The organism is Geomicrobium sediminis (assembly GCF_016908595.1).
Taxonomy (GTDB): Bacteria; Bacillota; Bacilli; order Bacillales; family Marinococcaceae; genus Geomicrobium_A; species Geomicrobium_A sediminis.
In genome coordinates, this window is record NZ_JAFBEC010000012.1 from 1 (window position 1) to 25,876 (window position 25,876).

The following is a 25,876-nucleotide window of genomic DNA, read 5'->3' on the forward strand; positions in this document are numbered from 1 at the left end:
ATGAGGTGCAAGCACCTCGGGTCCGCTCGACTTGCATGTATTAGGCATGCCGCCAGCGTTCGTCCTGAGCCAGGATCAAACTCTCCATTGAAAGTAATTCCTTTTTCGTTAGCACGGGGGTGCCAACGAGGCTCGTACTTCTATAGTATAGAAGCGCTAGCTTTTATTGCTTTAATTCGCTTATCTTTCATTCAGTTTTCAAAGGGCAATTGTTTTGCTTAGTTTGTGTTGCTGTCGTTGTGACAGCGACTTTTCTATCTTACCACCGTTAGATCGTTGTGTCAACAACTTTTTAATTCTTTTTTCGGTGAGTTTCGCGCTAATCTCTTGAGCGCAAGAACTAATATACCATATTCTATTAACTAGAGTCAATACTTAATTTACTAGTTTTTTAGATGGTGGGCCTGAGTGGACTCGAACCACCGACCTCACGCTTATCAGGCGTGCGCTCTAACCAGCTGAGCTACAGGCCCATCTGTTAGATGGAGCGGGTGATGGGAATCGAACCCACATCATCAGCTTGGAAGGCTGAGGTTTTACCACTAAACTACACCCGCATATAAAGTTAAGGTCTTTAAATGGTCGGGAAGACAGGATTTGAACCTGCGACCCCTTGGTCCCAAACCAAGTGCTCTGCCAAGCTGAGCTACTTCCCGTAAAGATTGAACGGTTATAAGTAAGTCAATCAAAGGAAAAATGGCGCGCCCGAGAAGAGTCGAACTCCTAACCTCCTGATCCGTAGTCAGACGCTCTATCCAATTGAGCTACGGGCGCATGTTATGTTATGTCGTTTGTTGCTGTCGTGCTGTTGTCCGTTTCGACAAGAATTAATATAGCATAGGATTTGGACTAAGTGCAACCCCCTTTTCTAAATTCGATTCATTTTTTATTATAGATCGATTTTGGTTTTCTACTTTCTTCTTATTATATATAAGCTCTCTTACAATTAAAGGTTAACAAAGAGATGCCGTTCAAGGTTGAGTGTATGAACTCAACCTTGAACGGCTTCTTCTACCATGTGAACGAAAGCTTCGTGCAAACGATAATCTAAAGTTAATTCTGGGTGAAACGAGCAAGCAAGGTAATTACCTTCACGAACAGCGACAATCGTGTCGTCATATTCACTGAGCACGGTTACGTGATGTCCCACTTCTTGAACGAGTGGCGCGCGAATAAAAATGGCTTCTACATCGACAGCTACATCTTTGATTTCCACTATAGCTTCGAAACTTTCCTTCTGCCGTCCAAAGGCATTCCGTTCTACTGTCATATCTATGAAACCAAGATGGGGTTGTTCGTCATTTGATAATCGCTTTGCCATAAGAATCATTCCAGCACACGTCCCAAACACTGGTTTACCACTTTCACCAAATGCTTGAAGAGGTTGAAGAAATTCATATTGATCAATGAGCTTTCTCATTGTTGTTGATTCCCCACCAGGAATAATCAACCCATCAATGTCTTGCAATTGTTCTGGCCATTTAATTCGCACGGCATTACTTCCACTCTTTTCAAGAAAACGAACATGTTCTTCAACCGCACCTTGTAAAGCTAGAACACCTATTGTAACCATTACCAACCACGATCCTGCATACGTTCAGCTGGAGCTATGTTTGAGATTTCTATTCCTTTCATTGCTGTACCGAGATCTTTAGATAGCTCTGCAATTAATTTGTAGTCAGTATAATGTGTTGTTGCTTCAACGATTGCTCGTGCAAACTTCTCAGGGTTATCAGATTTAAAAATTCCTGATCCGACGAATACACCGTCTGCACCAAGTTGCATCATGAGTGCCGCATCCGCAGGAGTAGCCACACCACCAGCAGCAAAGTTAACGACTGGGAATTCACCCGTTTCTTTAATCGTAAGTAAAAGTTCGTACGGTGCACCGATATTTTTTGCTTCGGTCATTAGCTCATCCGTAGACATGTGCATCACTTGCTTGATTTGAGCTTGCATTTTTCGCATGTGTCGAACTGCCTCAACGATATTACCCGTTCCTGGCTCACCTTTTGTTCGGATCATTGAAGCTCCTTCTCCAATTCTTCTTGCTGCTTCGCCTAAGTCACGTGCCCCACATACAAATGGTACAGTAAACTCCCGTTTATTTAGATGATAAACTTCGTCAGCTGGTGTTAATACTTCACTTTCATCAATATAATCGACACCCATCGCTTCAAGGACGCGGGCTTCTACGATATGTCCAATCCTTGCCTTTGCCATTACTGGAATCGATACAGCATTTAAAACATCCTCGGTAATTGTTGGGTCTGCCATTCTAGCTACGCCACCTGCAGCACGAATATCTGACGGCACTCGCTCTAAAGCCATAACCGCTACAGCTCCAGCTTCTTCAGCAATTTTCGCTTGCTCCGCATTGATAACATCCATAATGACGCCACCTTTTTGCATTTGCGCCATCCCTTGCTTTACACGATCTGTCCCTAATTTCTTCTCCATTTTTCCACTCCTTTGTTGAACTGTTATGACTTTTTCATTAGTATAAGTAACATCTGATATGATTAAAAGTGTCAGTTTCTACTCTTTTGATGGTGTCAGAGTGTAGATGGAAGGAGTTTATTATGGAAATCTTATGGTGCTCGTTAGATCGTGGAAGTGAAACACCGCTATATGAACAACTGTACTCACATATAAAAAAGGAAATTGTCAGTGGCGCGCTTATGTATGGAACAAAACTGCCTTCAAAACGAAAGCTTTCTGATTACCTAAAGATAAGTCAAAATACTGTAGAAAGTACGTACGAACAGCTCGTAGCTGAAGGGTATGTTGAAGTTGTCGCAAGAAAAGGCTTCTTCGTACAAGCATACGAAAACCTCGAATATGTTGACATTGAGAAAGATGTTGGTTCCATAGAACCGCTCATTGATGAGAAGATTCGCTATGACTTTCACCCAACACGCATTGATCCTTATCATTTTCCAATTGACCGTTGGCGAAAACATATGAAGGATACGTTAGACCATGATCACCTTCATCTTTTTCTGCTCGGTCATCATCAAGGGGAACTAGCCTTTAGAGAAGAGATTGCTCACTACTTGCGTCACTCAAGAGGCGTCACTTGTGAACCTTCACAAATTGTCGTCGGTGCAGGGATTGAAGTGCTCATGCAACAACTCTTTCAATTAATCGGGCGTTCAAAAACATACGGTGTTGAAGATCCTGGCTATCAATTAATGCGTAACCTGCTAACGAATAGTGCCAATCAGTACGTACCGCTTACTGTTGATGAAGAAGGAATCGTCGTTGATTCAATACTTGACTCATCAATTGATGTTATTTGTACAACACCCTCACATCATTTTCCGTATGGAACGGTGCTGTCCATCAATCGAAGAAAGCGGCTGCTTCAATGGGCAAACGAAAAACGAGACCGCTATATTTTAGAAGACGACTACGATAGTGAATTTCGATATAGTGGGAAAACGATTCCGTCCTTACAAAGCATGGATCATTTCGGTAAAGTCATTTATCTCGGCACGTTTAGCAAATCTTTAATTCCTTCTGCTCGAATCAGTTATATGGTATTACCGAATGACCTTCTAAAGCATTACAAAGAAGTGTTTTCGTTTTATCATTCTACGGTTTCTCGCATTGACCAGGTTGTCCTCACAGAGTTCATGAAACAAGGGGACTTTGCTAAACATTTAAATCGTATGCGAAAAATTTATCGTCGTAAATTAGACATTGTCTTGCAAGAACTAAAACCTTATGAAGATAACCTAGCCATTATAGGAGAACGGTCTGGTCTACATGTCGTACTCATCATTATGAATGGAATGACAGAAACCGAACTCGTTGAAGCCGCTCTATCTCATCAACTTCTCGTCTATCCACTATCGAGATACACCGTTAGCTCTGAACCGTCTAATCCTCCACGGATTGTACTCGGATTTGCGGGTATACCAGAAGATGAGTTAAAAGAAGCCTTACAAACACTTTTACTCGCATGGAACTACGAATATAAAAAAGAAGCTGATTCGTTATAATCAGCTTCTTTTAATAAATAATCTCTTCTCTCATATGTGTCTCACTTAGAAAAGCTGGATCAGGGTCAAAATAATCAGGGTTGTATTGAAAGTGAAATTCATCTTCTTGGATAAACCCTGCTCCCCACGTTGGATCCATTTCAAGCCATTCGCCATCAACAGACACATCAACCCAAGCGTGACGTTCACCCGTTGAGGTGACTCCCGCCACATAATTGGCTTCCATATCCAATGCACGTAAAAGAGCAATCGTTAAAAACGCATAATCTTGGCAAACCCCTTGTCTCGTTTCTAATGTCTTTACTGCACTATCATCCATTTCAAATGCGTTATTCTCTAATTTATCTACGTCGTAAGCGATCGTCGTTGCAACATAATCATAAATTGCTTTTGCGCGATCACGTTCGTTTTCAATTCCGTCAGTCAATTGATTTGCTAAAGAAATAATGACCGGATCATCCGACTCAATACCAACCGAAGGCAAAAGACTTCTTAAATCTTCTGCACCTTCTACATTATGAGTAAACAACGATGCCCCATAGAACACGAAATAATTTTCCCCTTCTTCGTATGGATCGGGGACACTTACAGTTACGTCATATTCCCCTTCCCCAAACCGAAAGTAGATCATTCCTTTAAATTGATAGTCTTCTACAGGCACATAATAATGCGCTTCAACCCCAGATTCATGTTCAGTCGTCACGATCATATGGCTAATGTCTTCACTACCTGGGATTGTGGAGTCAATGGTACCTTCTATCTCGTACTCTTGTCCTTCATAGTATAAAAGATCCGTCACTGCTGGAGCTTCAAGTGTTACCCCTCGCTCATAATATTGATCAAAATGGTCGATTGAGATTAACGACTCATCTGTTGTGCGATTCACCATAAACGAGGCTGCCTCATAATAGAGATCATCATCACCTGTGTTGAGCAACACTGTAATTTTATGCTCCCCTTCTCCGAATTGCAGAGGAACTTCTTCTTCGAAGGATTGGTTGTTAATAGGTACTAGAAACTCTTCTTGATCTTGTTCGTACGTAACATGAATTAAAAGTAGCTCATCATCACGTTCATTATTCACCGTTCCTTGAACAACGACACTCCGATCTGCTTCTAGAAACCCATCCAAAGGGGCAGCAAAGCTTAAATCATTCTCCAAACCTAGTGGGGTGTATTCAATCTCGCGTTGACGTTCATCATTTACATTAAGTACAGTCATCGATGCCCCTTCATAAAATTGACCTTCCTCACCTACTTGATCACTCGGCGCGTAAATATCGATTTCATATTCATCTGCTCCATAATGGAATTTCACGTCATACTCAAAATTGCCACTCTCATCAAACGTTGCATAATAATTAAACACATCATCTTTATTCGCTAATGATGTCAATTGAATCCAAACATAGTCTTCAGCAAGCTGTTCGTGTCGTGATACGTTACCTTCAATCGTTAATGTCCCTTCTGTAGCAAAGGATGAATACTTCGGACTTTGAAATGTAAGACCAACTTCATCTCCAAACCTTGTCATTGAAAGAGATGATACATCAATTCCATGAGCTTCACTCAATTTTTGAACATCATCGACGCCTCGTTCTTCTATTTGTTCTGAGTTTCCCTGTGATTCATCTACCGTCGAATCACAACTACTCAATAAACCGATGATTCCGACTACAGCTACTAGTCTTCGAAAGTGTTTCCACATCGCAGCCACCCGTTACGCAACACTTACAAACCTAATACGTCATTCATGACCCGCTTCCTTGTTATAGGCTTTATAAGGTAATTACATTTACGGTAACAGGTTCCCCCCTTGCTTTATGAAGTTTGTGAGATTCACTACGCTATAAGTACTATCTTTACAAAAAGTTAATAAAGAAAGTTTCGCGATTTCATTGTTCTATTCCTTCTATTCCTGTATGCTACGTAACGTTAATAAAATACTCACGTAAAGTAGGTGAACCCTCTGAACCAACTCAAGAATCTACTACAAATTTTTCTTATTTCTACACGACTTGGACTTACTTCATTCGGAGGTCCAATCGCACACCTCGGTTACTTTCATGAAGAATATGTAAAACGGAAGAAATGGTTAGATGAGAAAAGCTATGCTGATCTCGTTGCGCTCTGTCAGTTCTTACCCGGACCTGCCAGCAGCCAAGTTGGTATAGGCATTGGTGTGATAAAAGGAGGCGTTATCGGCGGTTTCCTTTCATTCCTCGGATTTACAATGCCTTCTGTCTTGTTGCTCATTCTCTTCGCTCAGTTTGCAAGTACGTTCGGATTAACCGATGCTGGCTTTATTGATGGTCTAAAGCTTGTTGCTGTTGCTGTTGTCGCACACGCCATCCTCGGCATGGCGAAAAATTTAACGCCTGATTTATCTAGACAAACGATTGCACTTGTTGCCCTCATGATTACGGTTTTAATTCCCCATGCACTCGCACAAGTAGTCGTCATTGCCCTTGCTGCAATCGTTGGGTTTGTCATGTTTCGTGATCCAGCAGAACAGACGAAAACGACAAGCTTTCCGTTAAGCAAACGATTTGGTGTTGCTTGCTTAACGTTGTTCGCTGTATTGCTTGTCAGTCTCCCACTTCTTGCACAAGCAAGTAGCTCAATGTGGTTAGATCTATTTGATCGCTTTTACCGGGCAGGCGCACTCGTCTTCGGCGGTGGTCACGTCGTCTTACCATTGCTCGAGCGCGAATTTGTACCGACTGGATTAATTTCTGCTGATGAATTTCTAGCAGGATACGGTGCTGCTCAAGCCGTTCCTGGGCCGTTGTTCACGTTTGCTGCATACATCGGCACCGTTATCGCCGGAAGTCTTGGTGGTTTATTTGCCACGGTCGCCATCTTTTTACCAGCGTTTTTACTGATCTTCGGCGTGTTACCATTTTGGCAAAGCGTCCGTCATCATGAGAAATTACGTGGTGCTTTTCTAGGTGTTAACGCAGCGGTCGTCGGTATTTTAATTTCGGCATTCTTCCATCCGATCTGGGTAACAAGTGTGCAAAATGGATTTGATTTTGCCATTGCTGCACTTCTTTTCTTTATGCTCATGTATTGGAAACGCCCACCTTGGGTAATCGTTCTTACAGGAATCGTTTTAGGAACACTCTTTTATTCATAATCAATCGATTCGTCATTTCGTACTCCGGAGTGGCGTTTTTTTCGTTTCGTAACATGAATCGCAACAAGTCCTACAGTGAAAAATAAAACAGAACCCACAAGCCCTACAAGTCGAATACCAATGGCATGCGCCATAACCCCGAAGATAACGGTGAACAAGATAATGGCTAGCGCTTCTAAAAAGCCAAATAAACTCATAAACCTTCCCATCAATGATGTAGGAACTGCATTTTGATAAAACGTTAAATAGCCAGTATTGAGGAAGGTCACAAAGAAACCGATAAGTGTAACACCAATGATTGCTACTACTTGATCTGTAGCGACATACAACGTCACGTAAGCCACCGCTGTCATGACGGTGCCATAACCAATTAACGTCTCTACCTTCAAGGATTTCGCAAAGCGAACATTGATTAGCGACCCGACAATGATTCCGATCCCAAAGAAGCTAAGTAGAAATCCATATTCAGCATCGCTGAGCATTAATTCTAGTTTAGCGAATGACGCTTCAAGAGAATCAATGGCAGTCATGAACACCGTTACAAAAACAAATAACCCATAGACGTAGAAAACATAAACGGAACGTTTGCAATAAGAGACAACCGTTTTGATGTCTGCTTGAATTTGTTCAAACCGGCGCGTTGATTTTGCACGTTCGATGGGTGCATCCACAACGGGTAGCAACAATAGAAACGCTGCCGAAAGCAACAACGCAACTCCATTCAAATAAATGGCCATATACGGGGAACCGACATAGAAAAGAATACCTGCAATCGCTGGGCCTAACATCGTCCCAGAAGAGTGAATAAATCCTCGTAGCGCATTAAACCGTTGGCGATTTTCTTTTGGAATTAACTTCGTAATGTATACAGCTGAAGCTGGTGCTGAAATCGCGTTTGCCAAGTTAATCAGTAGAACAAAGAAGTAAATATATACAACCGAAGGCAACAGTGGGATGATGATAATAAGCACAGCCCGAATCACATCAAGGACAATCATCAACCTTCGAGTATTCGCGCGATCAATGAGACTGCCCGACCAAGTATTTGTAAGAAGGGCAGCGATTGGCGCAATGATATACAGCAAGCCGACAGCGAGCGGCGATCCGGTTTCTTGCAGCACAATTAAATTCAGTGCAATTAAATATACCCAGCCACCAATATTTGAAACCCCTAAACTTAGTAATAACAACATCGCATATTTCCACATGTAAACCGGCACCTTTCTTCATGATGTCATGAAACGAAAAAACTCACCCCCAAGATTGTCATCTTGGGGGCGAGTCGAATCGCGGTGCCACCCCAGTTTGTCGATGTATTGCTACAAAGACCTCTTCAAGTACGGCTACATAAATTAACGTAGCGATACCCTATCTCTATAACGGGAGATCCCGTTGCATTATCATCCGAAGAATCCAATGCCCAGCTCCGAGACTTGCTTCAACATGTTCACGATGCCTCCTTCTCAGCTCCCAGAGGTCTCTGTCCATCAATTCCATGCTTACTCTTCTCTTCAACGCCTTTACTAAAATTTCTTATTAGTGTAACGCTAACCCCTTATAGAGTAAAGGTATTTTTCTAAAAATTTAAAATGAATAGGGCATGAATCGCAGCTTTAATGAAAAACTACTTCAATAGGAAATGTTCCTCTCGAAAAGATAGTATATGAGGTTTTTATTAATTTCACCTTCGATCAAGGACAGTATCTCTTCATACATTATTTCGATACTACACATGGAAGTAGTAATCCCATCTTTTAAACACATCTGCTCATAAACATCCACCACCAAGACCAGATCCTAAAGAAAAGAAAACCTTGGTTACAGAACCAAGGCTTCTTCACTACTTTATAATTACACTTTATCGCTTTTTAACTTGCTTCATTCATTCGATCTCGTAATGTGCTTGCTGTACCTGACAATAATACTGCTGAAGAAGCGACTTGTTGCATCGTTGCACTTAACTGCTCAATGATTGCAGCTACGCTTTGGACACCGTCATTTGATTGCTCTGCAATTGATGACAGGTTCCGCATATGATTCGTGACTTCATTCATATTCGTTGTCACTTCGCTGATTGCTGCATTGACATCTTGAACGATATCATCCACTTCCACAACGTTATCTTGAACACTTTGGAACACCGTCGTCAATTGCTGGTTCATGTTCATTCCTTTATCAACAGACTGGATGCCGCTTTCAATCACTTCTACAACGTGACGACTTTCTGCACCGATCTCTTCGATAAGCGTTGCAATCTGCTCAGTTGCGCCATTCGTTTGATCAGCTAACTTTCTGACCTCATCTGCAACAATTGAAAACCCTTTGCCGTGCTCACCAGCTCTTGCCGCTTCAATTGCCGCATTCAATGAAAGTAAATTCGTCTGTTCCGAGATTCCACGAATGAGATTTAGAATTTCTGTGATCTGATCCGTTTTTACACCAAGCTTTTGAACGACTTCACTTGAACGTCGTACCCCATCACCAATAACACTCATTTGCTCCGTAATATCTTCTACAGCTTGTCTGCCATCATCTGTTTTAGAAATGGCATGCTTAGAAGCATCGACGACAAATTTTGTGCTTTCAGTGACTTCTTGCAAGCTAAATAACATCCCGTCGGTATAGCCATTGACTTCTCGAATCGAACCTAATTGTTCTTCATTGCCAGCAGAGATTTGTTGCATCGTTGCTGAAATCTCTTCGATCCCTTGGCTTGTCTCACTCGTCGAGATTTCTAATTGTGCTGCAACCTCTGACGTTTGCACCGCTTGATCTTTCGATTCGTTTGCATGTGCTTGATTCTTTTCATAAAGCTGTGATAGCAGCTTATCGATCGGATGGTCGCTGTCTTTTCTAAAGCTAGACATCAACGCTGAACCTTTTAGCACCTCTTCCATTTGATGAAAGGGCATAAAGAAACGTTTAGCTAGTAGATGCGCAACACCCGTTACGACCACGATACTCACTACAATACCGATCCAAAACCACGGGCTTGCGATTTGAATTCTCGGACTTGCGATTGCTGTAATTGATATAATTAACACAGGAACCATTACGGCTACAACAGAAACGAGCGTAACAGTCTTCACAAGCATCTGGTATGTTGTCTTCGTGTTAGACATTCCGTCCACCCCTACTCGTTACTTTAATTTGCGGAACCGATAAACGCTAACGCTTGTTCCTTGTTTGTAAACGCACGAACGTGCTCGTACGTTCCTGCCGTTCTTGATAATCGATTTAATTGCATTTTTAACGTTGCTCCTGGAGCAATCGTTGCTGTCTTTTCGATATTTTGAGCGACCCAAGCCATGAGCTCTCCCCATACTTCATTTACTTCTGGCTTTGCCACTTGATTAATTTCACTATTGTCGTTAAGGAAGAAACGGACCGTTGGCTTCATGAGTTCACTTTTAACATAGTCTGCTTGTTCTTTTGCTTCTTCAACCGTAGTTGCCATTTCTAAGTATTTAAAATGCAAAACGTTACCTTCAATTTTCAATTCTATGTTTTTCATTATTTGTTCTCCTCTTCGTAAGTTTCATAGGCTTCTTTAAAAATAAACAACGCATTAATACATTTTGGAAACCCTGCATAAGCCGTACAATGGTTAATCAGTTCAAGAATCTCTTCTTTCGTCACACCAATTCGAAGTGCCGCCCGAAAATGATACGATAAACCCGTTCCAGGATCACCTTGTGTAATCAAGGAAGACAACGTAATTAACGAACGTTGCTTTAACGTTAATGCATCACTTGCATACACATCACCGTAGCCAAACTCTACTGCAAGGCGCGCAAGGCGTGGAGAGAATTCTTCCGCTGCTTTCATAGATTGAATGCCACGTTCTCCTGCTAGTTCCTCAATTTGCTTCCATCCTGCTTCGTTTTTATCCATGTTGATTCAACCCTTTCATTTGATCACGTAGTTGAGTTGGAGGTACTTCATCTTGACGTACCATTAATTCAATAACCGTTGGGGTTGATGCTTCTGTTAGCGCCGCTTTCGTCGCTTGTGCAACATCATCCTCCGTGTAACAACGATGCCCATGACAACCTAACGAGATTGCAAAATCTGCAATGTTCATGTCCTTTTTAAACGTTGATCCGACAGAACGCCCAATTAAATTTTTCATTCCTTTATCAACCATGTCGTGCATTCCATTATTAAAAACAAAGAAGAGAATTGGTAAATCCTCACTCGCGGCCGTAGATAGCTCGGTGCCATGCATCATTAGGCAACCATCTCCAGTGAACACTGCCATCGGTTTATTCCGGTTTGCCGCTTTTGCGCCAATCGCAAGTCCGATAGCATGACCCATCGCACCAAATACGTCATCAAAGTAAAACGTCCCAGGTTGTTTAATCTCAAAGTGCTTAATTGCATAAAACGTATGGCTGCCATCATCTCCATAAATGACCGTTTCGTAAGGGAGCACTTTTCGAATGGCCTCAATCGCTCTACCTGCCGCAAGACGTTCGGTATGCTCAGGAAGCTCTGGAACATCTAGTTCATAGGATGGGAGGTCTCGATCAATCTCAGCTGAAGGTTGACGTTTGAGTAATTCCTTTAGATTTCTCTTTGCATCACCTTGTACGAATAACGTTTTTGCAGATAATGACTTTCCGACAAAGGTAGGCTCAAGATCAAATTGAATGACGGTCTTTGGTTCATTATCAGCTCGAAATCCTGCTGTGGACATGTCACTAAGTTTAGAACCGATTACGACAAGCACATCGATTCCTTCGTTAACGTATTGCAATGACACTTCAGAACCACCGAGGCCAAAGCTTCCAAGTGAATACGGATGATTGCTCTTAAATGTCCCTTTTCCACCTGGCGTCGTCATGACCGGAATTTTACATAAAGTAGCGAACGCTTCGAGTTCCTCGTAAGCCCGGGAGATGTGAACACCTTTCCCTGCTAAGATAGCTGGACGTTTTGCGTTTTCTAATTTGGACATCACTTCTGTTAAATTACTAGAGATCAAAGTGTCCTGTACGACAGCATCTGACACATCTAAATACTCACTTTCTTCTAGCAATATATCCATTGGTATCGATAAGTGAACAGGCCCCTTTGCGCCCGTTAACGCTTGTTCAATCGCATGATGCAAGTACCGTTTTAACGTCTGTTTATTTTCTACTTTTGCGCTAAACTTCGTCACTGGACGAAATAGATTTACAAGGTCAGCGCCGAAGCTGCTAGAGTCTTGGCATAAAGCTCTACCTGATTCTTCTAGCGGTGGGTGCCCTGTTAGAAATAATACTGGCGCATTAAACGCTTGAGCTTGGCCAGCAGCGGTAATGAGGTTAGTCCCTCCAGGACCAGACGTCCCAATTGCCACTCCTATCGTTTCATTTTCTAGCGCATAGCCTGTAGCCATATATCCTGCACCAGTCTCGTGTTTCGCTAGAATGAATTCTACTTGATGATCATCCATCGCAAAGATGAGTGGTGAGATTGGTTTACCTGGAACACCAAATGCTTGATGACATCCTAAATCTTTTACAAATTTCGCTATAACTTCTGATACTTTAGGCATGGTTGCCCTCCATTTTATTTATACTAAATGCTATTGTCTGTCTCTTATACTGCTTATACTACTTCTATATCGGTCAAATTACGACAAGTTAAAGTACCTAAGTTTTAGATTTTCGAATTATTCGTGACGAATCCATATGGAATGTTGCATAGCTTGTACAGAATGTAAGAACGACTCAATTCGTTTAATTTTTATGAACATTTTTCGCTATAAATTACAAATACACGCATCGTCTACAACAAAAAGTAGACTTCCTCCTCTCTGAAAGTCTACTTTTTTATGCACGTTTTAATCGCTGAACCGTCCCTAAGAGAACCATCGCAAAAATTACAATTGAGATGACCCAATAATACGCCATCATTGTATTCCCAGTTTCTACAGCGAGATAAATGCTCACAGGTAAAGTTTGCGTAACCCCGACAATGCTGCCTGCAAACATCATCGTAGCACCGAACTCCCCTAGTGCACGTGCGAACCCTAACATGTAGCCTGTCACAACGGATCGCCACGCAATCGGTAGCGTTACGTGCCAGAATACTTGCCACTCTGACGCACCCATTTGCCGAGCTGCCGACTCAAGTTCATCATCAACACTTTCAAACCCATTCACGAGCATCTGGAAGATGAGCGGGAACGAAACAACGGCTGCTGCAATCACTGCCGCACTATATGTAAATACAATCGGTTGATTAAATAATGCTTCATACCATTCACCGACCCAACTATTTCTGCCAAAGACGACGAGTAAACCAAACCCAATAACGGTCGGAGGCAACACGAGCGGCAACATTAGTACCGTTTCTACGAAGAGCTTCCCTTTAAATTGCCTCTTTTTTAAAAACCAAGCAAAAAACAACGCGAGTAAAAATGCAAGAATACTTGCGACAATTACGACACGAAGAGAGACAGTGATCGGTGTCCAAAACGTTTCAAACATTACTTCACACCTTGAAATCCATAGTCCTCAAAAACCGCAATTGCTTCATCAGATTGTAACCACTCAAAAAAATCTTGTGTCGCCTCTTCATCAGTAAGTTGTGCGACTGGATAGACAATTGGTGAGTGTGATCCCTCTGGTGCATGATCAATAATAATAACATCTTCAGAAGTTAGTGCATCGGTATGATACACAAATCCTGCATCAGCGTTGCCTGTTTCAACGTACGTGAGTACCTGTCTAACGTCGGAACCATATACTGCGTTTGGCTCAACTGCTGGCCATAACGCTTCATTCTCTAACGCTTCCATCGTATATTGACCTGCTGGAACTGTATTCGGCTGTCCGATTGCGATATTTTGAAGCTCCACATCAGCTAAGCTACTCCAGTCATCCAACTGAGCTTCAACACCCGGTGTCGAAATGAGTGTTAACTGGTTCTCTACTAACCGAACCGATGCATGTATTTCAACCTCATCTGCTAGTAGCTCAACATCGCCCAAGGATGCCGATAGAAATACGTCTGCAGGTGCCCCTTGAACGATCTGTTGCCGAAGTTGACCAGAAGAACCATAATTAACGACAAATTCAACATCGTGGTTTTCTTTATATAAATCTTGTAAATCATTAACCGCATCTGTCATGCTCGCTGCTACCATCATAAAGATCTCAGGGGTTTCCTCGTCTACGTCAGATGCCTCTTCGCAGCCAGCAAGCAAAAGTATTGCGCTCACGAAACCTAATTTCCATCTCATAGCTGCCCTCCAACATCTTGATGTCTTTCTTTATCTAAATAAAGGGGGACAGTCCCCCGTTCAGGTAATGTATTAACGTGCCGGGGGACTGTCCCCCGGCAGAGTAACACTTTAATGTCCTGGGGAACTGTCCCTCGATTGCTTCTCCATTTCTTGAGTAATCTGCTCTAAATAGTCCGCTTCTTCTTGTGTAAACGTATTTGGAAAACGAAACTCCATTTCTAGAGGATTGTTATCGAAATGCTTTTGCATATCCTCTAATTGCTTGCTAAAAGCTTCAAGATCTTCAACATTTTCCGTAAAAAGATGCGTAAGCTTCGTAACCACTGCAAATGCCTCTGAGGAGTTCGGTGGTATGTTATTTTTGATTAATCGCTTCACCTCTGTTGAAATGTCTAACATCTCTTTGTCCCAACGCTCCCAATCTGACGACGGAACATCAATGAAACTTTCTGCAATCTCCTCAGAGAGGTTTTCTTTTGCCCATTGCAATTGATCATCCATATGCTCTTCTTGAAATAGAATGGAAGACAGTAACGTCCATGTAATTGGATGTCCACTCTCAGTAATTGTTTGCGTTCGCTTAACTGCTGAAATGGCTTGATCGACTTCCTTACGCTTATTTTCTAGCAATTGCAGCTGTAACGTTAATGAGTCTTTGAAATCATCCAACGTATCTTTTTCACTCGTTAATAAACCTTTAATGTCTTGAAGCGAATACCCGATAAACTTTAACGATTGAATCTGTTGCAATTTTGAGAGCTCTTCTAATCCATAAAGACGGTGGCCCGCTTCATTGTAATTACTTGGCGTCAGAATTCCAACTTCATCGTAGAACCTCAATGTACGAACTGAAACATTCGCTCGTCTTCCAAACTCACTAATTGTTAACTTCATGCAACGATCACCCTTTCTATTCGTTACATTCAGCATAGCCGTTCACGTAACGTGAGGCGCAAGTAAAATTTCCAAAACGTCACTGTTGGGGTCTGTCCCCAACACCAGTAACGCATTAACGCACCGGGGGTCTGTCCCCGGTGAGGGCCCGTTTGCAGTCGGATTGTATCGTTTCGATGAGTTCCTTGACTGTTGGAATGTCTTGAATAAGTCCAACGCCTTGTCCTGCCCAACCAAATCCGTGTTCATGGTCGCCTTGTTCGATTAACTTCAAATTCGATGCACCACTTATGTACGGTTGGAGTGCATTAAAATCAACACCTTCATCTTCAAGTTCTTTGATTCGGTCCGTCGCTTTCGTCCACAATGCCCTCGCTGGTCTTTCAATCGTTCGTTTAATCACAATAGTATCCGCTTCGGTCGCTTTAAGAATTGCTTCCTTATAAGCTGAATGGGCGATACATTCTTGTGTCGCAATAAAACGTGTGCCCATCTCAATTCCATCTGCCCCTAGCGCAAGAGCCGCAGCATACCCTCTCCCATCAACAATTCCTCCACTTGCGAGTACTGGAATCGATACTGAATCAACGACGCGGGGAACAAGCACAAACGTACCAACATCATCTCGCCCTAAATGCCCTCCCCCTTCTTGCCCGACGACTATAATTGCATCTGCTCCAAGCTGTTCTGCTTTTTGTGCTTGTCTGACCGCTGCGACGAGAACGAGTTTTTTGATGTTCGTATCCTTCACACGTTCAAATACGGGAGCAGGATTACCGGCAGTTACTGAAATTGCGGGTACCTCTTCTTCAATAACAACGTCAAGTAGCTCGTCAACAGATCCTCTTCCTAAAGAAAAATTAATCGCAAACGGCTTCTTCGTAAGTTGTTTAATTTTCTTAATTTCTGCCCTTAATGATTCAGGGTCTCCAAGTGACGTAGCTGTAATTTGACCAAGACCACCAGCATTCGACACTGAAGCTGCTAGTTCTGCATACGCCAAATACGCAAGCCCACCTTGTACAATCGGTACTTCTACACCAAAACGTTCACAGAAACGATTCATAGAAACAACCCCCAGCACAGAATAATCAGATTATATCATTGATTATACGCCTTCCGACACTCATAAAAAAGAAAAGAACGACACAAGTAAGGTTTACCTCTACTCGCATCGTTCTTTCAGTTATACTCTTGCCGCTTCAACAAACTTAGCCGCATGATCGCGAAGACCTTGCCAATCTTGCTGCTCAATCAAAGATTTCTTTAAAAGAGAGCCGCCAGCTCCTGCGGCAACAGCTCCAGCTTTAATGAACGACGCAATGTTCGTTTCATCAATGCCGCCTGTAGGCATCATCGGGATATGGCTAAGTGGTCCTTGAAGACCTTTAATGAATGCAGGTCCTAATGAATCTGCTGGGAATACTTTGACGATATCCGCACCGTACAGATACGCTTGTTGGGCTTCAGTTGGTGTAAATACACCAGGGATTACAATCACTTGATGCTTATTTGCAACCTTAATCGTTTCTTCATCAAGAATTGGTGCAAAAATAAATTCTGCCCCTGCTTCAATGGCCTCTTCAGCATGCTCCCCATTAAGAACCGTACCAGCACCTACAATCGCACGATCACCGACAACTGCTTTGCATTTTTGAATGGCTTCATAAGCGCGATCAGAATCAACGGTGACTTCAAGTCCTGTAACTCCGCCTTCAACGAGCGCTAAAGCAATGTCTTCAATGTTTTCAAATGGGAGTTTACGCATCACGGCTACTACGCCAGACTCAAGTAATTTATCAATATTCTTCATGTTCTCTCCTCCTAGCGTAATACGTCACTGTTTGTATTATTTAAAAATGCCTCAACTTCTAAACGTGTAGGAAGACCTTCAATATCTCCAGGTGAACTGACAACAAGCGCACCTACGGCAGCCCCTAAATCTACTGCATCACGCAAAGACTTGCCTTCTAATAATCCTACAATTACGCCTGACGCAAACCCATCGCCGGCTCCAATTGGATCTACGATTTGATTGACTGTATGGCTTTTTACGTAACCGGAACTTCCGCCTTGTTCGGCATAGTACGAATGTGATGCGCCGCTTTTAATGACGATTCGTTTTGCACCGTCTATAAATGCGAGCTTTGCAATTTCATCATCCTGGTCAGTGCCATACATCCACTCTGCCTCATCCGCTCCAGGCAAAAATAAGTCGCTTAAACCAGCGAGTTCTCGCATTCTGATTCTTGCTCGCTCTTCTCCATATTGCTCCATAATTTTAAAACGCAAATTCGGATCAAAAGAAACGTACAATCCTAATTTTTTTGCATAGGAAATTGCCGTTGTAAGAACGTCATCGCACTCAGGACTAATAAGCGGTGTGATGCCAGTAATGTGCAATACTTTCGCATCACTAAACAGTTGTTCTTCTACCTGTTCGCTGTTCATGAGACTGGCGGCAGAACCTGCTCTGTAATAATGAACGGAACTTTCATTTGGTCGTCGGAACTCTTTAATGAATAGTCCAGTCGGTGCATCGGCGGTCGTTTGTACATAACTTGTATCTACGCCTTCACCACGAATCGCTTGGAGTAAATACTGACCAAGTTCATCATCACCGACTTGACTCATCCAACGAGACGAGTAACCTAATCTCTGAATTCCAATCGCAACATTGGATTCAGCACCTCCATGGCGTTTCGTAAACGTATGTGTATATCGAAGAGGGCCTTGTGATGACGCTTCAAAAACGACCATCGTCTCTCCAATGGTTATAACATCCATTGTAGCCTCCTAGCCTTTTCTATTCTTTCTATCTTTAAAGAACTTCACAAGTAATGGTGTAAATAAGGACAAAATTGCTAAAGCAATTAATGTCGCAGCAATTGGTCTGGTAGCAAAGATCATTAAGCTACCTTCTGACATCGTTAATGCACGACGAAATTCACTTTCCGCCATCGGTCCTAAGATTAATGCTAACACAATTGGTGATGCCGGGAAGCCGTGCTTTTTCATGAAATAGCCGATAATTCCAGCACCGAGAATGACGTAAACGTCAAACATATTGTTATTAATCGCAAACGCACCAATCGTTGATAAGACTAGAATAATCGTAATCATTAACGTTTTTGGTACAAGCAATACTTTCGTAAATAAGCGAATGCCTAGTAAGCCGATAATGACCATAACGATTGCAGCGACAAGCATCCCTGCAAACAGAGTGTACATTAATTCTCCACTCGTTTGGAAAATTTGTGGACCAGGTTGAATTCCTTGTACGACAAATGCGCCGAGCATGACTGCCGCAACAGCGTCACCAGGAATACCCAATGTGAGCAATGGAACCATTGCGCCACCTGTTACCCCTTGATTTCCAGCTTCTGCAGCAGCGATTCCCTTCGGATTCCCTTTGCCAAAGAGTGCCTTATCTTCTTTCTTAGCAAAACGTTGGGCTTCATTATACGAAACAAACGCAGCAACATCAGCACCAGCACCAGGGATAATTCCGATAATGGAACCTAAAAATGATGATTTCGTCATTGTCGGGAACAATTTAGGCATAAGACGCCAATTCGTTTTGAGCAGTTTCGCGGCAACCTTCATCGGACCGCCTTTATCCTTAAAATAATCCTCTGCCATAATAAAAGCCTCTGACACTGCAAAAAGACCAATCATAATCGGGATAAAATTAAACCCTTCAAGTAATACGGGTTGATCGAAAGTATACCTAGGATAACTAGTCATAGGATCCATGCCGATTGTTGCAATTAATAATCCGACGACCCCAGCAATTAATCCTTTAACGAGCGATGCCCCGGCAATACTTGAAATAATACTCAAACCAAACAATGCGAGACCGAACATTTCTGGTGCACTAAAATTAAGCGCGATGTTTGCTAGTTGAGGCGAGAGAAAAATAAGCATCAGAACACTAATAATCGAGCCAAATCCTGAAGCTATGACAGCAATATTCAATGCCGTTCTCGCTTCCCCTTGCTTTGTCATTGCATAACCGTCCATTGCTGTGGCAGCAGCGGCTGGAGTTCCTGGTGTATTCAATAGAATCGCTGCAATGGAACCACCATAGATCGAACCGAAATAAATTCCAATGAGTAATAACAATCCTGGTATAGCTTCCATTCCAAACGTAACAGGTAAAAACAGTGCTACCCCCATCGTAGCAGTTAATCCAGGTAATGAACCGATAATGACCCCGAGTAAAACGCCTGTTACGAGTAAAATTAAAATCATAGGATCTGCTAAACCGAGAAAGCCTTCCCATAGATTCATACAAAGCCCTCCTTAATAAAGCAACCCATGAGGAATAGGAACATGTAGTAGATGTTCAAATGAATACGAAACAATTAACGGCAAAAGAATAGCTGCCGGTATGATAAAGTACCAACGACGTTCTCCTAGAAGTAGCAAATAACCTGCTGTAAAAATTACCGTCGAAACGACAAATCCAATAGGTTCAACAAGATAGACGTAAACGCCAAATGCAATCATAATAAAAACAACATTTAGATTAAGTTTCTTATCTGTATCCGTTGGTGTTTGAAAAGCTAGAATAATCGCAAGTATAAACAACAAAACGCTTAGTACTTGGGGAAAAAAGGCAGGGCCTGGTGCAGCCCCGCTTGATGGAGTAAAGCTTTGCGCCATAATAAAAGCTGTAGCCGCAAAAACCAATAATAGCAAACTAATGATGTGGTTAGCATGAAGTCTTTTCATACGGTTAGTCCCCTTCAACTAGTTTAAATCTAAGGAAGGAATTAGTTCTCCAAACAATGCATCTTGATCGTCCATTAATTCCGTAAAGCCTGCTGGATCTGCATAACGATAGCCAAGTTGCAAGGTTTCAATACGCTCAATAAAGTCATCACTTTGTGCGGTTGCTGCTGCAGCATCAGCTAATACATCGACCACCTCATCTGGTGTGTCTGCTGGAACAGTAATTCCTCTCCACGTACCAATGGACAACTCAATGCCTGTTTCCGACAATGTCGGAACGTCTGGCAACGCATCAACACGCTCATCAGCCATCACTGCTAATACACGTAAGTCCCCATTTTCTACTTGATTAATGACCTCTGCTGGACTTACACTCACTGCATCAATGTGTCCACCGAGTAAATTGTTAACCGCAGGAGCTGCTCCGTCAAAAGGAACGTGATTGAATGAACCTTCAATTTCTTGCTCAAGTGCAGAAGCGGCTAAATGCCAGATTGCACCTGTTCCTGAGTTACCAATTTGTAAGCTTTCACCTGATTCTGCAGCATCAATAAAGTCTTCGATTGTTTCGTACTCTGAATCTGCATGTACCGTAATGGCAGCAGAGTCTTCATTTAAAAGTGCAACCGGTTTAAAGTCTTCTTCATAGTTTAATTCTGCTAGTCCACTATGCGGAAGCGTTAGCAATTCAACAGTTACAAGTGTCATTGAATGACCATCTGCACTACTGTTTGCACCTGCTTGCATCCCTACAGCACCGCCACCACCTTCACGGTTTGACACGCTAACCGACTCACCAAGTTCTTCTTGTAAGTTATCTGCAAATGCACGAGCGACTAAATCTGTTCCCCCGCCTTCAGCATAAGGAACGATCACTTCCAATGATTTATCAGGGAAATTCTCTGCAGCCTCTTCGCCATTTGCTTCCGTTGAACTGTCATCTCCACATGCTGCTAATGCCATTAGTGGAACAATCATACCCATACCCAATAAGTACTTTTTCATTAATGATACTCCCCTTTTAATGCTCATTTTTTTAACTTTCAAAAACTGAACGTACTTCTAAATCCGCCTTACATCGTTCCTAATTGTGGAACAACGTTCTTTATATTAGTTATACATCTTAATGATGACCTAATTCCTTAGAAATCTGACGGCATGAATTTGTTAATAATTCAACAACGTGTTTCACTTTGTTATCGTCCATACGATCGAGTGGACCCGTGACACTAACCCCATAATTCACTTCACCTACGTGATTGTAAACTGGTGCCGCGACACAACGAATGCCTCGTTCATGTTCCTCATTATCAATGCTATATCCTGCACCTTTGATACGTGTAATTGCATGTTTTATCTCTTTTTCTGTTGTCACTGTGTAATCTGTATATTTCTGTCGATTGGGTACTTGTTGAAAATATTGCTCTAACTTTGCCTCGCTAAAGTGTGATAACAATACTTTCCCAACGCCTGTACAATGCATTGGAGCACGTCTACCTACGCGAGAGTATATACGAATGGTATTTGAGTGTTGTTCAACTTTATCTAGATAAACAACTTCATAGTCTTGTTGTTCAACGAGATGCACAATTTCATTCGCTTCTCTACTCAATTCATCTAAAAACGGTCTAGCAATTGAAGTAATTTCCATTTGCTTTAGAACATATTGTTGCATTTCTAAAAATTTCAACCCTAATCGATAATTTCCATTTCCCGGTTCTTGCTTGACATATCCGTGTGCTTCTAGACTACTTACAATTCGATGCACAGTGCTCTTCGCTACCCCTAAACGATGGGATAATTCTGTAACACCAAGACCGAAATGATGTTCTTTAAGTAAGTCTAATACACGCATAGCACGATCGATTGACTGTAACATATCTCCCCCTCCTGTTCTTCATTATGGAACGGCGTTTCACTTTTGCTAAGAGCATTATATTCTTATATGTAAGCGGTGTCAACGTATTTTTCATTTATTTTCTAAGATGCGAAAATACACCCTCTAGAACGCAAAATAAAAGCTGCAACAAGACATGATGTGCCTTGTTGCAGCTTTGTTCTTATGCGACGTCGTAACCTAGTTCTTCAATCATTTCTTTTAATTCTATTTCTTGGACTTTACTTGAATCAAACTTAATCTCTACTGTTCCGTTACTTAGATCAACGTCTACCTCTACTACACCAGCTTGTGTCCCTACCCCGCCTTTAATGGATGAAACACAGTGACCACATGACATTCCTGTTACGTTTAATTGAATGGTTTTCAATTTAATTTTCCTCCTGCATTTGTAAGATCAAGTCGTCAGCTTCCTTTTGATTACGCTCGTAGCCTGTATACACAATTGGCTTTTTTAATGAGCCAACGAGCCCGCGACGTTTAAATACGAGGCCTGGAACGACTCTTGATCCTGTTAATTTTTTTAGTTCACTTTCTTTTTCTTCATTCTCACTTAAATTATGCTCAACATATTGAACACCAGCATCTTGAAGCTTTTCTTTTGTTTTTGCACAATCAGAACACATCGGACGTGTGTAAATTGTTAAGTGATACATGCGACTTCCCTCCATTACTTAATTTCGATTACAAATGGAAAAGCAATCACGCCTGCATCTTGATACTTAAATTCTGCCCAAAGCTTGTACGTACCTGGTTTTTCAAAATGAGCTTCAAATGTCGTGGCATCGTTAGAAGTCGGATGCACATGAATAAATTGTTCAACATCCTCATCAATGACTACGACATGGCCTAGAGCCCCGAGGTATGGTTCAAGATTGTCGTAATCGGTATTAAACGTAAGGGTTGTCGTTTGTTCGGTCGTTTGTCCATTGATGTCCAAACGTACTTTCTTTCCTTGAATTTCTTTCTCAAGCTCGCGATCCGTTTCTAGACTTGCCTCGTCTGTCACTTCCTCACCGACTTGAAGTGAAATTGCTTCTGGGGCATAAGCAAAATCTTTCGGAGCAATGTCTACAAAGAGATTGTACGTTCCTGGTTGAAGGGAGTGTTCTACTTCGTACACCCCTTCTGAACGACGTTCGGGATGAAGATGGTGATACGCTTTTAGATCATTCGAAACTGCGATGAGGTGCATTTCTTTCTCATGATTCACAGCAAGTTCAGGCGGCTCTCCATTTGGATCTTCCAACGTAAATGTGAGGCTATCTTCATTTTGATCCACGTTCACTTCTACTTCTGAATGCGTTGAATGATGATGATGATCGTGATTGTTCATGAGTTCTTCCTCCTCTTGAGTGGTGGCATGAGCATGATGTTCTTCATAATCGCCACCCTCTAAAATTGAATTACCCGTAATGACTGCGTAACCTACAATCACAACTGTCAAATAAACAAGTCCGCTAATCACCCACGTGCGTATTTTCATGATGACCGTTTCACTCCTTTAAAAGACATTCGCTGCAATCGCAAGGCGTTCCCAACGACCGATACTGAACTGAATGCCATTGCGGCACCTGCCACCCATGGAGCTAATAATCCTGCTGCTGCAATTGGGATACCGACTGAGTTATAGAAGAACGCGAAGAATAAGTTTTGCTTAATGTTTCGCATCGTCTTCTTACTAATGACAAAGCTGTCAGCGACACTATGAAGATCGCCACGCATTAACGTTACATCTGACGCTTCAATGGCAATGTCTGTTCCAGTTCCAATGGCCATTCCAATATCTGCAACGGCAAGCGCTGGCGCATCGTTAATGCCGTCCCCTACCATTGCGACGAATTTCTCGTTTTGCTGTAACTTCTTAATTTCTTCTGCTTTTTGTTCAGGCACCACTTCCGCAATCACGTCATTGATCCCAACTTGCTTCCCAATTGCTTCTGCGGTTTTTTGGTTGTCGCCTGTTAACATGAGTACTTCTAAACCTAAATCTTGCATCCGTTTAACAGCTTCAACGGACGTTTCTTTAATCGTATCTGCAACCGCTACAATCCCGACAACTTGCTTATCAACCGCAATTAACATTGCTGTTTTACCAGCAGATTCAAGGTTCTCCATTTCTTTGTTGAATGCATCAAAGTTAAGGTTAGATTGACGCATTAACTTCCTTGTCCCGACAAAAATTTGTTCGCCATGTACCATCGCTTTAATTCCGGCACCTGGTAAAGCTTCAAAGTCTGTCGGATTCTCAAATTTAATCTGACGATCTTCAATACCCGTTACAATGGCTGCTGCTAGTGGGTGTTCTGAGTTCTTCTCTGCTGAAGCTACTTTGCTAAGAATTTCTTCTTCGTCTAATCCGTCAGCGAGAATGACATCTGTAAGTTCTGGCTCGCCTTTCGTAATGGTTCCAGTCTTATCAAGCACTACCGTCGTCACTGATCTCGTATTCTCAAGGTGTTCGCCACCTTTAAACAGAACGCCCATCTCTGCTGCACGTCCTGAACCAGCCATAATTGAGGTTGGTGTAGCTAGGCCTAATGCACATGGACAAGCAATGACTAAGATCGTAATTAATGGAACGAGAGCTGAACGTACATCGCCGGGTTCGATAATAAAGTACCACGCAAGAAATGACCCAATTGCAATCAGTACGACAATCGGTACGAATACCCCAGACACTCTGTCGGCTACTCGTTGAATGTCTGCTTTACTTCCTTGTGCGTCTTCTACAACTTTAATGATTTGTGCGAGTGCTGTATCTTTTCCAACACGCGTCGCTTCAAACGTTAAACTACCGTTTTTATTTACCGTCGAACCGATAACGTTGTCGTCTTTTTTCTTATCAACTGGAATACTTTCACCTGTAATCATGGACTCGTCAATGGCAGAAGATCCTGAAATGATTACACCATCAACTGGGATTTTTTCTCCAGGGCGGACGATGACTTGTTCGCCGACTTGTACGTCTTCAACAGCAATTTCTACTTCCAAGCCATCACGTACAACTCTCGCCGTTTTTGCCTGCATGTTAAGCAGTTTCTCAATAGCTTTCCCAGTACGCCCTTTTGCCCGTACTTCAAAGAGTTTCCCTAAGATTACGAGTGTAATAATGACAGCCGCCGCTTCAAAATACAATTCTGGCATGCCTTGCCCGCCACCAACTTGCCACTCGTACCCGAGAAAAATACTATAAAAATACGCTGTTGTTGTACCGAGGGCGATGAGCACATCCATGTTCGCACTTTTCCCTTTTAACGCTTTGTATGCTCCTACATAAAACTGAGCACCTGCGATAAATTGTACGGGTGTTGCTAACGCTAACTGTACCCAAGGGTTCATAAACATCTCTGGCATATAAAGAAAGGATGTAAATTCAAAATGGGTAACCATCGTCCACAATAACGGGAATGTTAAGATCGCTGCGAATATGAATTTACCTGTCTGATGACGAATCTCTTTTTCTTTCGCATCCACCGTGTCTTCCTTCGACTGTTGCTCTTGCAACGTATAACCAATCTTTTGAACTGAATCAACCAGCCCTTGTTTGTCAATTGTGCCTTCGTTGTACTCAACTGTAACGTTTTCTAATGCAAAGTTTACATTTGCTTTTGAAACACCGTCTGTCTTGGAAAGCTTCTTTTCAATCCGGTTCGCACAAGCGGCACATGTCATTCCTGATATATCAAACGTAATGCTCTCATGTTGCACATGATATCCGAGCTTTTCTATTTTATCTTCGAAAGCTTGGACGTCTAATCGTTCAGGGTCATACGTTACATTTGCCTTTTCAACTGCAAAATTCACATTAACCTCATCAACGCCGTCCATGCGTTGTAGACCTTTTTCTATTCGGTTGGCACAAGCGGCACACGTCATTCCTTGGATCGGAATTTGTACTTCTTGCTTCGCCATTGCTGTCCCTCCTACGTACAACAGTTAACTTATTTTATAGTCTTTCCTGC

Annotated in this window: 24 protein-coding genes, 4 tRNA genes, 1 rRNA gene and 1 other annotated feature; of the genes, 2 read left to right on the top strand and 27 right to left on the bottom strand. The window is 42.3% G+C overall.

Going from position 1 to position 25,876, the window contains the following annotated elements; all coding sequences use genetic code 11:
• The 7 genes from JOD17_RS16835 to pdxS all read right to left on the bottom strand — a co-directional run.
• Positions 1–91: ribosomal RNA gene (locus tag JOD17_RS16835) — 16S ribosomal RNA — on the bottom strand; the annotation flags it as partial.
• Between the two features lie 305 nt (positions 92–396).
• Positions 397–473 (bottom strand) — tRNA-Ile (locus JOD17_RS16840).
• A 10-nt stretch (positions 474–483) separates the two neighbouring features.
• Positions 484–557, bottom strand: a tRNA-Gly gene (locus JOD17_RS16845).
• A 22-nt stretch (positions 558–579) separates the two neighbouring features.
• Positions 580–656: transfer RNA gene (locus JOD17_RS16850), tRNA-Pro, on the bottom strand.
• A 41-nt stretch (positions 657–697) separates the two neighbouring features.
• A tRNA-Arg gene (locus tag JOD17_RS16855) sits at positions 698–774 on the bottom strand.
• Positions 775–991: 217 nt separating this feature from the next.
• Positions 992–1,573: a pyridoxal 5'-phosphate synthase glutaminase subunit PdxT gene (gene pdxT, locus JOD17_RS16860; RefSeq protein WP_204699137.1), complete on the bottom strand. Its 582-nt coding sequence runs from the start codon at positions 1,571–1,573 to the stop codon at positions 992–994.
• The gene (gene pdxS / locus JOD17_RS16865) at positions 1,573–2,460 is read right to left on the bottom strand and encodes a pyridoxal 5'-phosphate synthase lyase subunit PdxS (RefSeq protein ID WP_042420437.1); all 888 of its coding nucleotides are present in this window, start codon (positions 2,458–2,460) and stop codon (positions 1,573–1,575) included. Before pdxS ends, pdxT begins: the two co-directional genes overlap by 1 nt.
• Positions 2,461–2,582: 122 nt before the next feature.
• On the opposite strand from pdxS, the gene pdxR reads away from it, so the two are divergent.
• A complete protein-coding gene (gene pdxR / locus JOD17_RS16870) occupies positions 2,583–4,007 on the top strand; it encodes a MocR-like pyridoxine biosynthesis transcription factor PdxR (protein ID WP_204699139.1) in 1,425 nt (474 codons plus the stop codon).
• A 10-nt stretch (positions 4,008–4,017) separates the two neighbouring features.
• On the opposite strand, the gene JOD17_RS16875 is transcribed toward pdxR, so the two are convergent.
• Positions 4,018–5,715: a transglutaminase domain-containing protein gene (locus JOD17_RS16875; protein ID WP_204699141.1), complete on the bottom strand. Its 1,698-nt coding sequence runs from the start codon at positions 5,713–5,715 to the stop codon at positions 4,018–4,020.
• A 252-nt stretch (positions 5,716–5,967) separates the two neighbouring features.
• Here JOD17_RS16875 and chrA point away from each other — a divergent pair, with 252 nt between their 5' ends.
• Positions 5,968–7,146 (top strand): chromate efflux transporter, encoded by a 1,179-nt coding sequence (gene chrA / locus JOD17_RS16880; RefSeq protein ID WP_204699143.1) that lies wholly within the window; start codon positions 5,968–5,970, stop codon positions 7,144–7,146.
• On the opposite strand, the gene JOD17_RS16885 is transcribed toward chrA, so the two are convergent.
• The 19 genes from JOD17_RS16885 to JOD17_RS16975 all read right to left on the bottom strand — a co-directional run bounded on the left by JOD17_RS16885 (position 7,137) and on the right by JOD17_RS16975 (position 25,826).
• Positions 7,137–8,354, bottom strand: a complete 1,218-nt coding sequence (locus JOD17_RS16885) for an MFS transporter (protein ID WP_204699145.1) — start codon at positions 8,352–8,354, stop codon at positions 7,137–7,139. The two genes, chrA and JOD17_RS16885, sit on opposite strands and share 10 nt — an antisense overlap.
• 62 nt (positions 8,355–8,416) lie before the next feature.
• Positions 8,417–8,670: a binding site (T-box leader), on the bottom strand.
• Positions 8,671–9,014: 344 nt separating this feature from the next.
• Positions 9,015–10,268, bottom strand: a complete 1,254-nt coding sequence (locus JOD17_RS16890) for a methyl-accepting chemotaxis protein (protein ID WP_204699147.1) — start codon at positions 10,266–10,268, stop codon at positions 9,015–9,017.
• Positions 10,269–10,291: 23 nt separating this feature from the next.
• The gene (locus JOD17_RS16895; protein ID WP_204699149.1) at positions 10,292–10,660 is read right to left on the bottom strand and encodes an SMI1/KNR4 family protein; all 369 of its coding nucleotides are present in this window, start codon (positions 10,658–10,660) and stop codon (positions 10,292–10,294) included.
• Complete coding sequence (locus JOD17_RS16900) at positions 10,660–11,040, bottom strand: carboxymuconolactone decarboxylase family protein (protein ID WP_042359794.1); 381 nt, start codon at positions 11,038–11,040, stop codon at positions 10,660–10,662. The genes JOD17_RS16895 and JOD17_RS16900 overlap by 1 nt, the downstream gene beginning before the upstream one ends.
• Positions 11,033–12,688: a thiamine pyrophosphate-binding protein gene (locus tag JOD17_RS16905; protein ID WP_204699151.1), complete on the bottom strand. Its 1,656-nt coding sequence runs from the start codon at positions 12,686–12,688 to the stop codon at positions 11,033–11,035. Before JOD17_RS16905 ends, JOD17_RS16900 begins: the two co-directional genes overlap by 8 nt.
• Positions 12,689–12,965: 277 nt before the next feature.
• A complete protein-coding gene (gene modB, locus JOD17_RS16910; protein WP_204699158.1) occupies positions 12,966–13,625 on the bottom strand; it encodes a molybdate ABC transporter permease subunit in 660 nt (219 codons plus the stop codon).
• Positions 13,625–14,380 carry a molybdate ABC transporter substrate-binding protein gene (modA, locus tag JOD17_RS16915; protein WP_204699159.1) on the bottom strand — a complete coding sequence of 252 codons (756 nt, stop codon included), beginning with the start codon at positions 14,378–14,380 and terminating at the stop codon, positions 13,625–13,627. Before modA ends, modB begins: the two co-directional genes overlap by 1 nt.
• Positions 14,381–14,491: 111 nt before the next feature.
• The gene (locus JOD17_RS16920) at positions 14,492–15,277 is read right to left on the bottom strand and encodes a MerR family transcriptional regulator (RefSeq protein ID WP_204699160.1); all 786 of its coding nucleotides are present in this window, start codon (positions 15,275–15,277) and stop codon (positions 14,492–14,494) included.
• A 115-nt stretch (positions 15,278–15,392) separates the two neighbouring features.
• Positions 15,393–16,343 carry an NAD(P)H-dependent flavin oxidoreductase gene (locus JOD17_RS16925; protein WP_204699161.1) on the bottom strand — a complete coding sequence of 317 codons (951 nt, stop codon included), beginning with the start codon at positions 16,341–16,343 and terminating at the stop codon, positions 15,393–15,395.
• Positions 16,344–16,463: 120 nt separating this feature from the next.
• Entirely contained in the window at positions 16,464–17,090 is a 627-nt protein-coding gene (locus JOD17_RS16930; RefSeq protein WP_204699162.1) for a bifunctional 4-hydroxy-2-oxoglutarate aldolase/2-dehydro-3-deoxy-phosphogluconate aldolase, read from the bottom strand.
• 11 nt (positions 17,091–17,101) lie between these two features.
• Positions 17,102–18,064: a sugar kinase gene (locus JOD17_RS16935; RefSeq protein ID WP_204699163.1), complete on the bottom strand. Its 963-nt coding sequence runs from the start codon at positions 18,062–18,064 to the stop codon at positions 17,102–17,104.
• A 9-nt stretch (positions 18,065–18,073) separates the two neighbouring features.
• A complete protein-coding gene (locus JOD17_RS16940) occupies positions 18,074–19,570 on the bottom strand; it encodes a tripartite tricarboxylate transporter permease (protein WP_204699165.1) in 1,497 nt (498 codons plus the stop codon).
• A gap of 12 nt (positions 19,571–19,582) precedes the next feature.
• Positions 19,583–20,014 (bottom strand): tripartite tricarboxylate transporter TctB family protein, encoded by a 432-nt coding sequence (locus JOD17_RS16945; RefSeq protein ID WP_204699167.1) that lies wholly within the window; start codon positions 20,012–20,014, stop codon positions 19,583–19,585.
• An 18-nt stretch (positions 20,015–20,032) separates the two neighbouring features.
• Positions 20,033–21,019, bottom strand: coding sequence for a tripartite tricarboxylate transporter substrate binding protein (locus tag JOD17_RS16950; protein WP_239575670.1), 987 nt, complete (start codon positions 21,017–21,019; stop codon positions 20,033–20,035).
• Positions 21,020–21,137: 118 nt separating this feature from the next.
• Positions 21,138–21,893 (bottom strand): IclR family transcriptional regulator, encoded by a 756-nt coding sequence (locus JOD17_RS16955; RefSeq protein WP_204699169.1) that lies wholly within the window; start codon positions 21,891–21,893, stop codon positions 21,138–21,140.
• A gap of 181 nt (positions 21,894–22,074) precedes the next feature.
• Positions 22,075–22,281, bottom strand: a complete 207-nt coding sequence (locus tag JOD17_RS16960; protein ID WP_204699170.1) for a copper ion binding protein — start codon at positions 22,279–22,281, stop codon at positions 22,075–22,077.
• Between the two features lies 1 nt (position 22,282).
• Positions 22,283–22,567, bottom strand: coding sequence for a glutaredoxin family protein (locus JOD17_RS16965; protein WP_204699172.1), 285 nt, complete (start codon positions 22,565–22,567; stop codon positions 22,283–22,285).
• Positions 22,568–22,581: 14 nt separating this feature from the next.
• Entirely contained in the window at positions 22,582–23,397 is an 816-nt protein-coding gene (locus tag JOD17_RS16970; protein WP_204699173.1) for a hypothetical protein, read from the bottom strand.
• Positions 23,394–25,826 carry a heavy metal translocating P-type ATPase gene (locus tag JOD17_RS16975; RefSeq protein WP_204699175.1) on the bottom strand — a complete coding sequence of 811 codons (2,433 nt, stop codon included), beginning with the start codon at positions 25,824–25,826 and terminating at the stop codon, positions 23,394–23,396. The genes JOD17_RS16970 and JOD17_RS16975 overlap by 4 nt, the downstream gene beginning before the upstream one ends.
• Positions 25,827–25,876: the final 50 nt, after the last annotated feature.

Excerpts from the sequence above, each read along its gene's own strand:
- JOD17_RS16890 (WP_204699147.1), bottom strand. The coding sequence starts at position 10,268 with ATGTCTAACACGAAGACAACATACCAGATGCTTGTGAAGACTGTTACG.
- JOD17_RS16895 (WP_204699149.1), bottom strand. The coding sequence starts at position 10,660 with ATGAAAAACATAGAATTGAAAATTGAAGGTAACGTTTTGCATTTTAAA.
- pdxT (WP_204699137.1), bottom strand. The coding sequence starts at position 1,573 with ATGGTTACAATAGGTGTTCTAGCTTTACAAGGTGCGGTTGAAGAACAT.
- JOD17_RS16945 (WP_204699167.1), bottom strand. The coding sequence starts at position 20,014 with ATGAAAAGACTTCATGCTAACCACATCATTAGTTTGCTATTATTGGTT.
- JOD17_RS16970 (WP_204699173.1), bottom strand. The coding sequence starts at position 23,397 with ATGAAAATACGCACGTGGGTGATTAGCGGACTTGTTTATTTGACAGTT.
- pdxR (WP_204699139.1), top strand. The coding sequence starts at position 2,583 with ATGGAAATCTTATGGTGCTCGTTAGATCGTGGAAGTGAAACACCGCTA.
- JOD17_RS16875 (WP_204699141.1), bottom strand. The coding sequence starts at position 5,715 with ATGTGGAAACACTTTCGAAGACTAGTAGCTGTAGTCGGAATCATCGGT.
- JOD17_RS16940 (WP_204699165.1), bottom strand. The coding sequence starts at position 19,570 with ATGAATCTATGGGAAGGCTTTCTCGGTTTAGCAGATCCTATGATTTTA.
- modB (WP_204699158.1), bottom strand. The coding sequence starts at position 13,625 with ATGTTTGAAACGTTTTGGACACCGATCACTGTCTCTCTTCGTGTCGTA.
- JOD17_RS16930 (WP_204699162.1), bottom strand. The coding sequence starts at position 17,090 with ATGAAGAATATTGATAAATTACTTGAGTCTGGCGTAGTAGCCGTGATG.
- JOD17_RS16935 (WP_204699163.1), bottom strand. The coding sequence starts at position 18,064 with ATGGATGTTATAACCATTGGAGAGACGATGGTCGTTTTTGAAGCGTCA.
- JOD17_RS16905 (WP_204699151.1), bottom strand. The coding sequence starts at position 12,688 with ATGCCTAAAGTATCAGAAGTTATAGCGAAATTTGTAAAAGATTTAGGA.
- JOD17_RS16955 (WP_204699169.1), bottom strand. The coding sequence starts at position 21,893 with ATGTTACAGTCAATCGATCGTGCTATGCGTGTATTAGACTTACTTAAA.
- JOD17_RS16885 (WP_204699145.1), bottom strand. The coding sequence starts at position 8,354 with ATGTGGAAATATGCGATGTTGTTATTACTAAGTTTAGGGGTTTCAAAT.
- JOD17_RS16950 (WP_239575670.1), bottom strand. The coding sequence starts at position 21,019 with ATGAAAAAGTACTTATTGGGTATGGGTATGATTGTTCCACTAATGGCA.
- JOD17_RS16965 (WP_204699172.1), bottom strand. The coding sequence starts at position 22,567 with ATGTATCACTTAACAATTTACACACGTCCGATGTGTTCTGATTGTGCA.
- JOD17_RS16925 (WP_204699161.1), bottom strand. The coding sequence starts at position 16,343 with ATGAATCGTTTCTGTGAACGTTTTGGTGTAGAAGTACCGATTGTACAA.
- JOD17_RS16920 (WP_204699160.1), bottom strand. The coding sequence starts at position 15,277 with ATGAAGTTAACAATTAGTGAGTTTGGAAGACGAGCGAATGTTTCAGTT.
- pdxS (WP_042420437.1), bottom strand. The coding sequence starts at position 2,460 with ATGGAGAAGAAATTAGGGACAGATCGTGTAAAGCAAGGGATGGCGCAA.
- JOD17_RS16900 (WP_042359794.1), bottom strand. The coding sequence starts at position 11,040 with ATGGATAAAAACGAAGCAGGATGGAAGCAAATTGAGGAACTAGCAGGA.
- modA (WP_204699159.1), bottom strand. The coding sequence starts at position 14,380 with ATGAGATGGAAATTAGGTTTCGTGAGCGCAATACTTTTGCTTGCTGGC.
- JOD17_RS16975 (WP_204699175.1), bottom strand. The coding sequence starts at position 25,826 with ATGGCGAAGCAAGAAGTACAAATTCCGATCCAAGGAATGACGTGTGCC.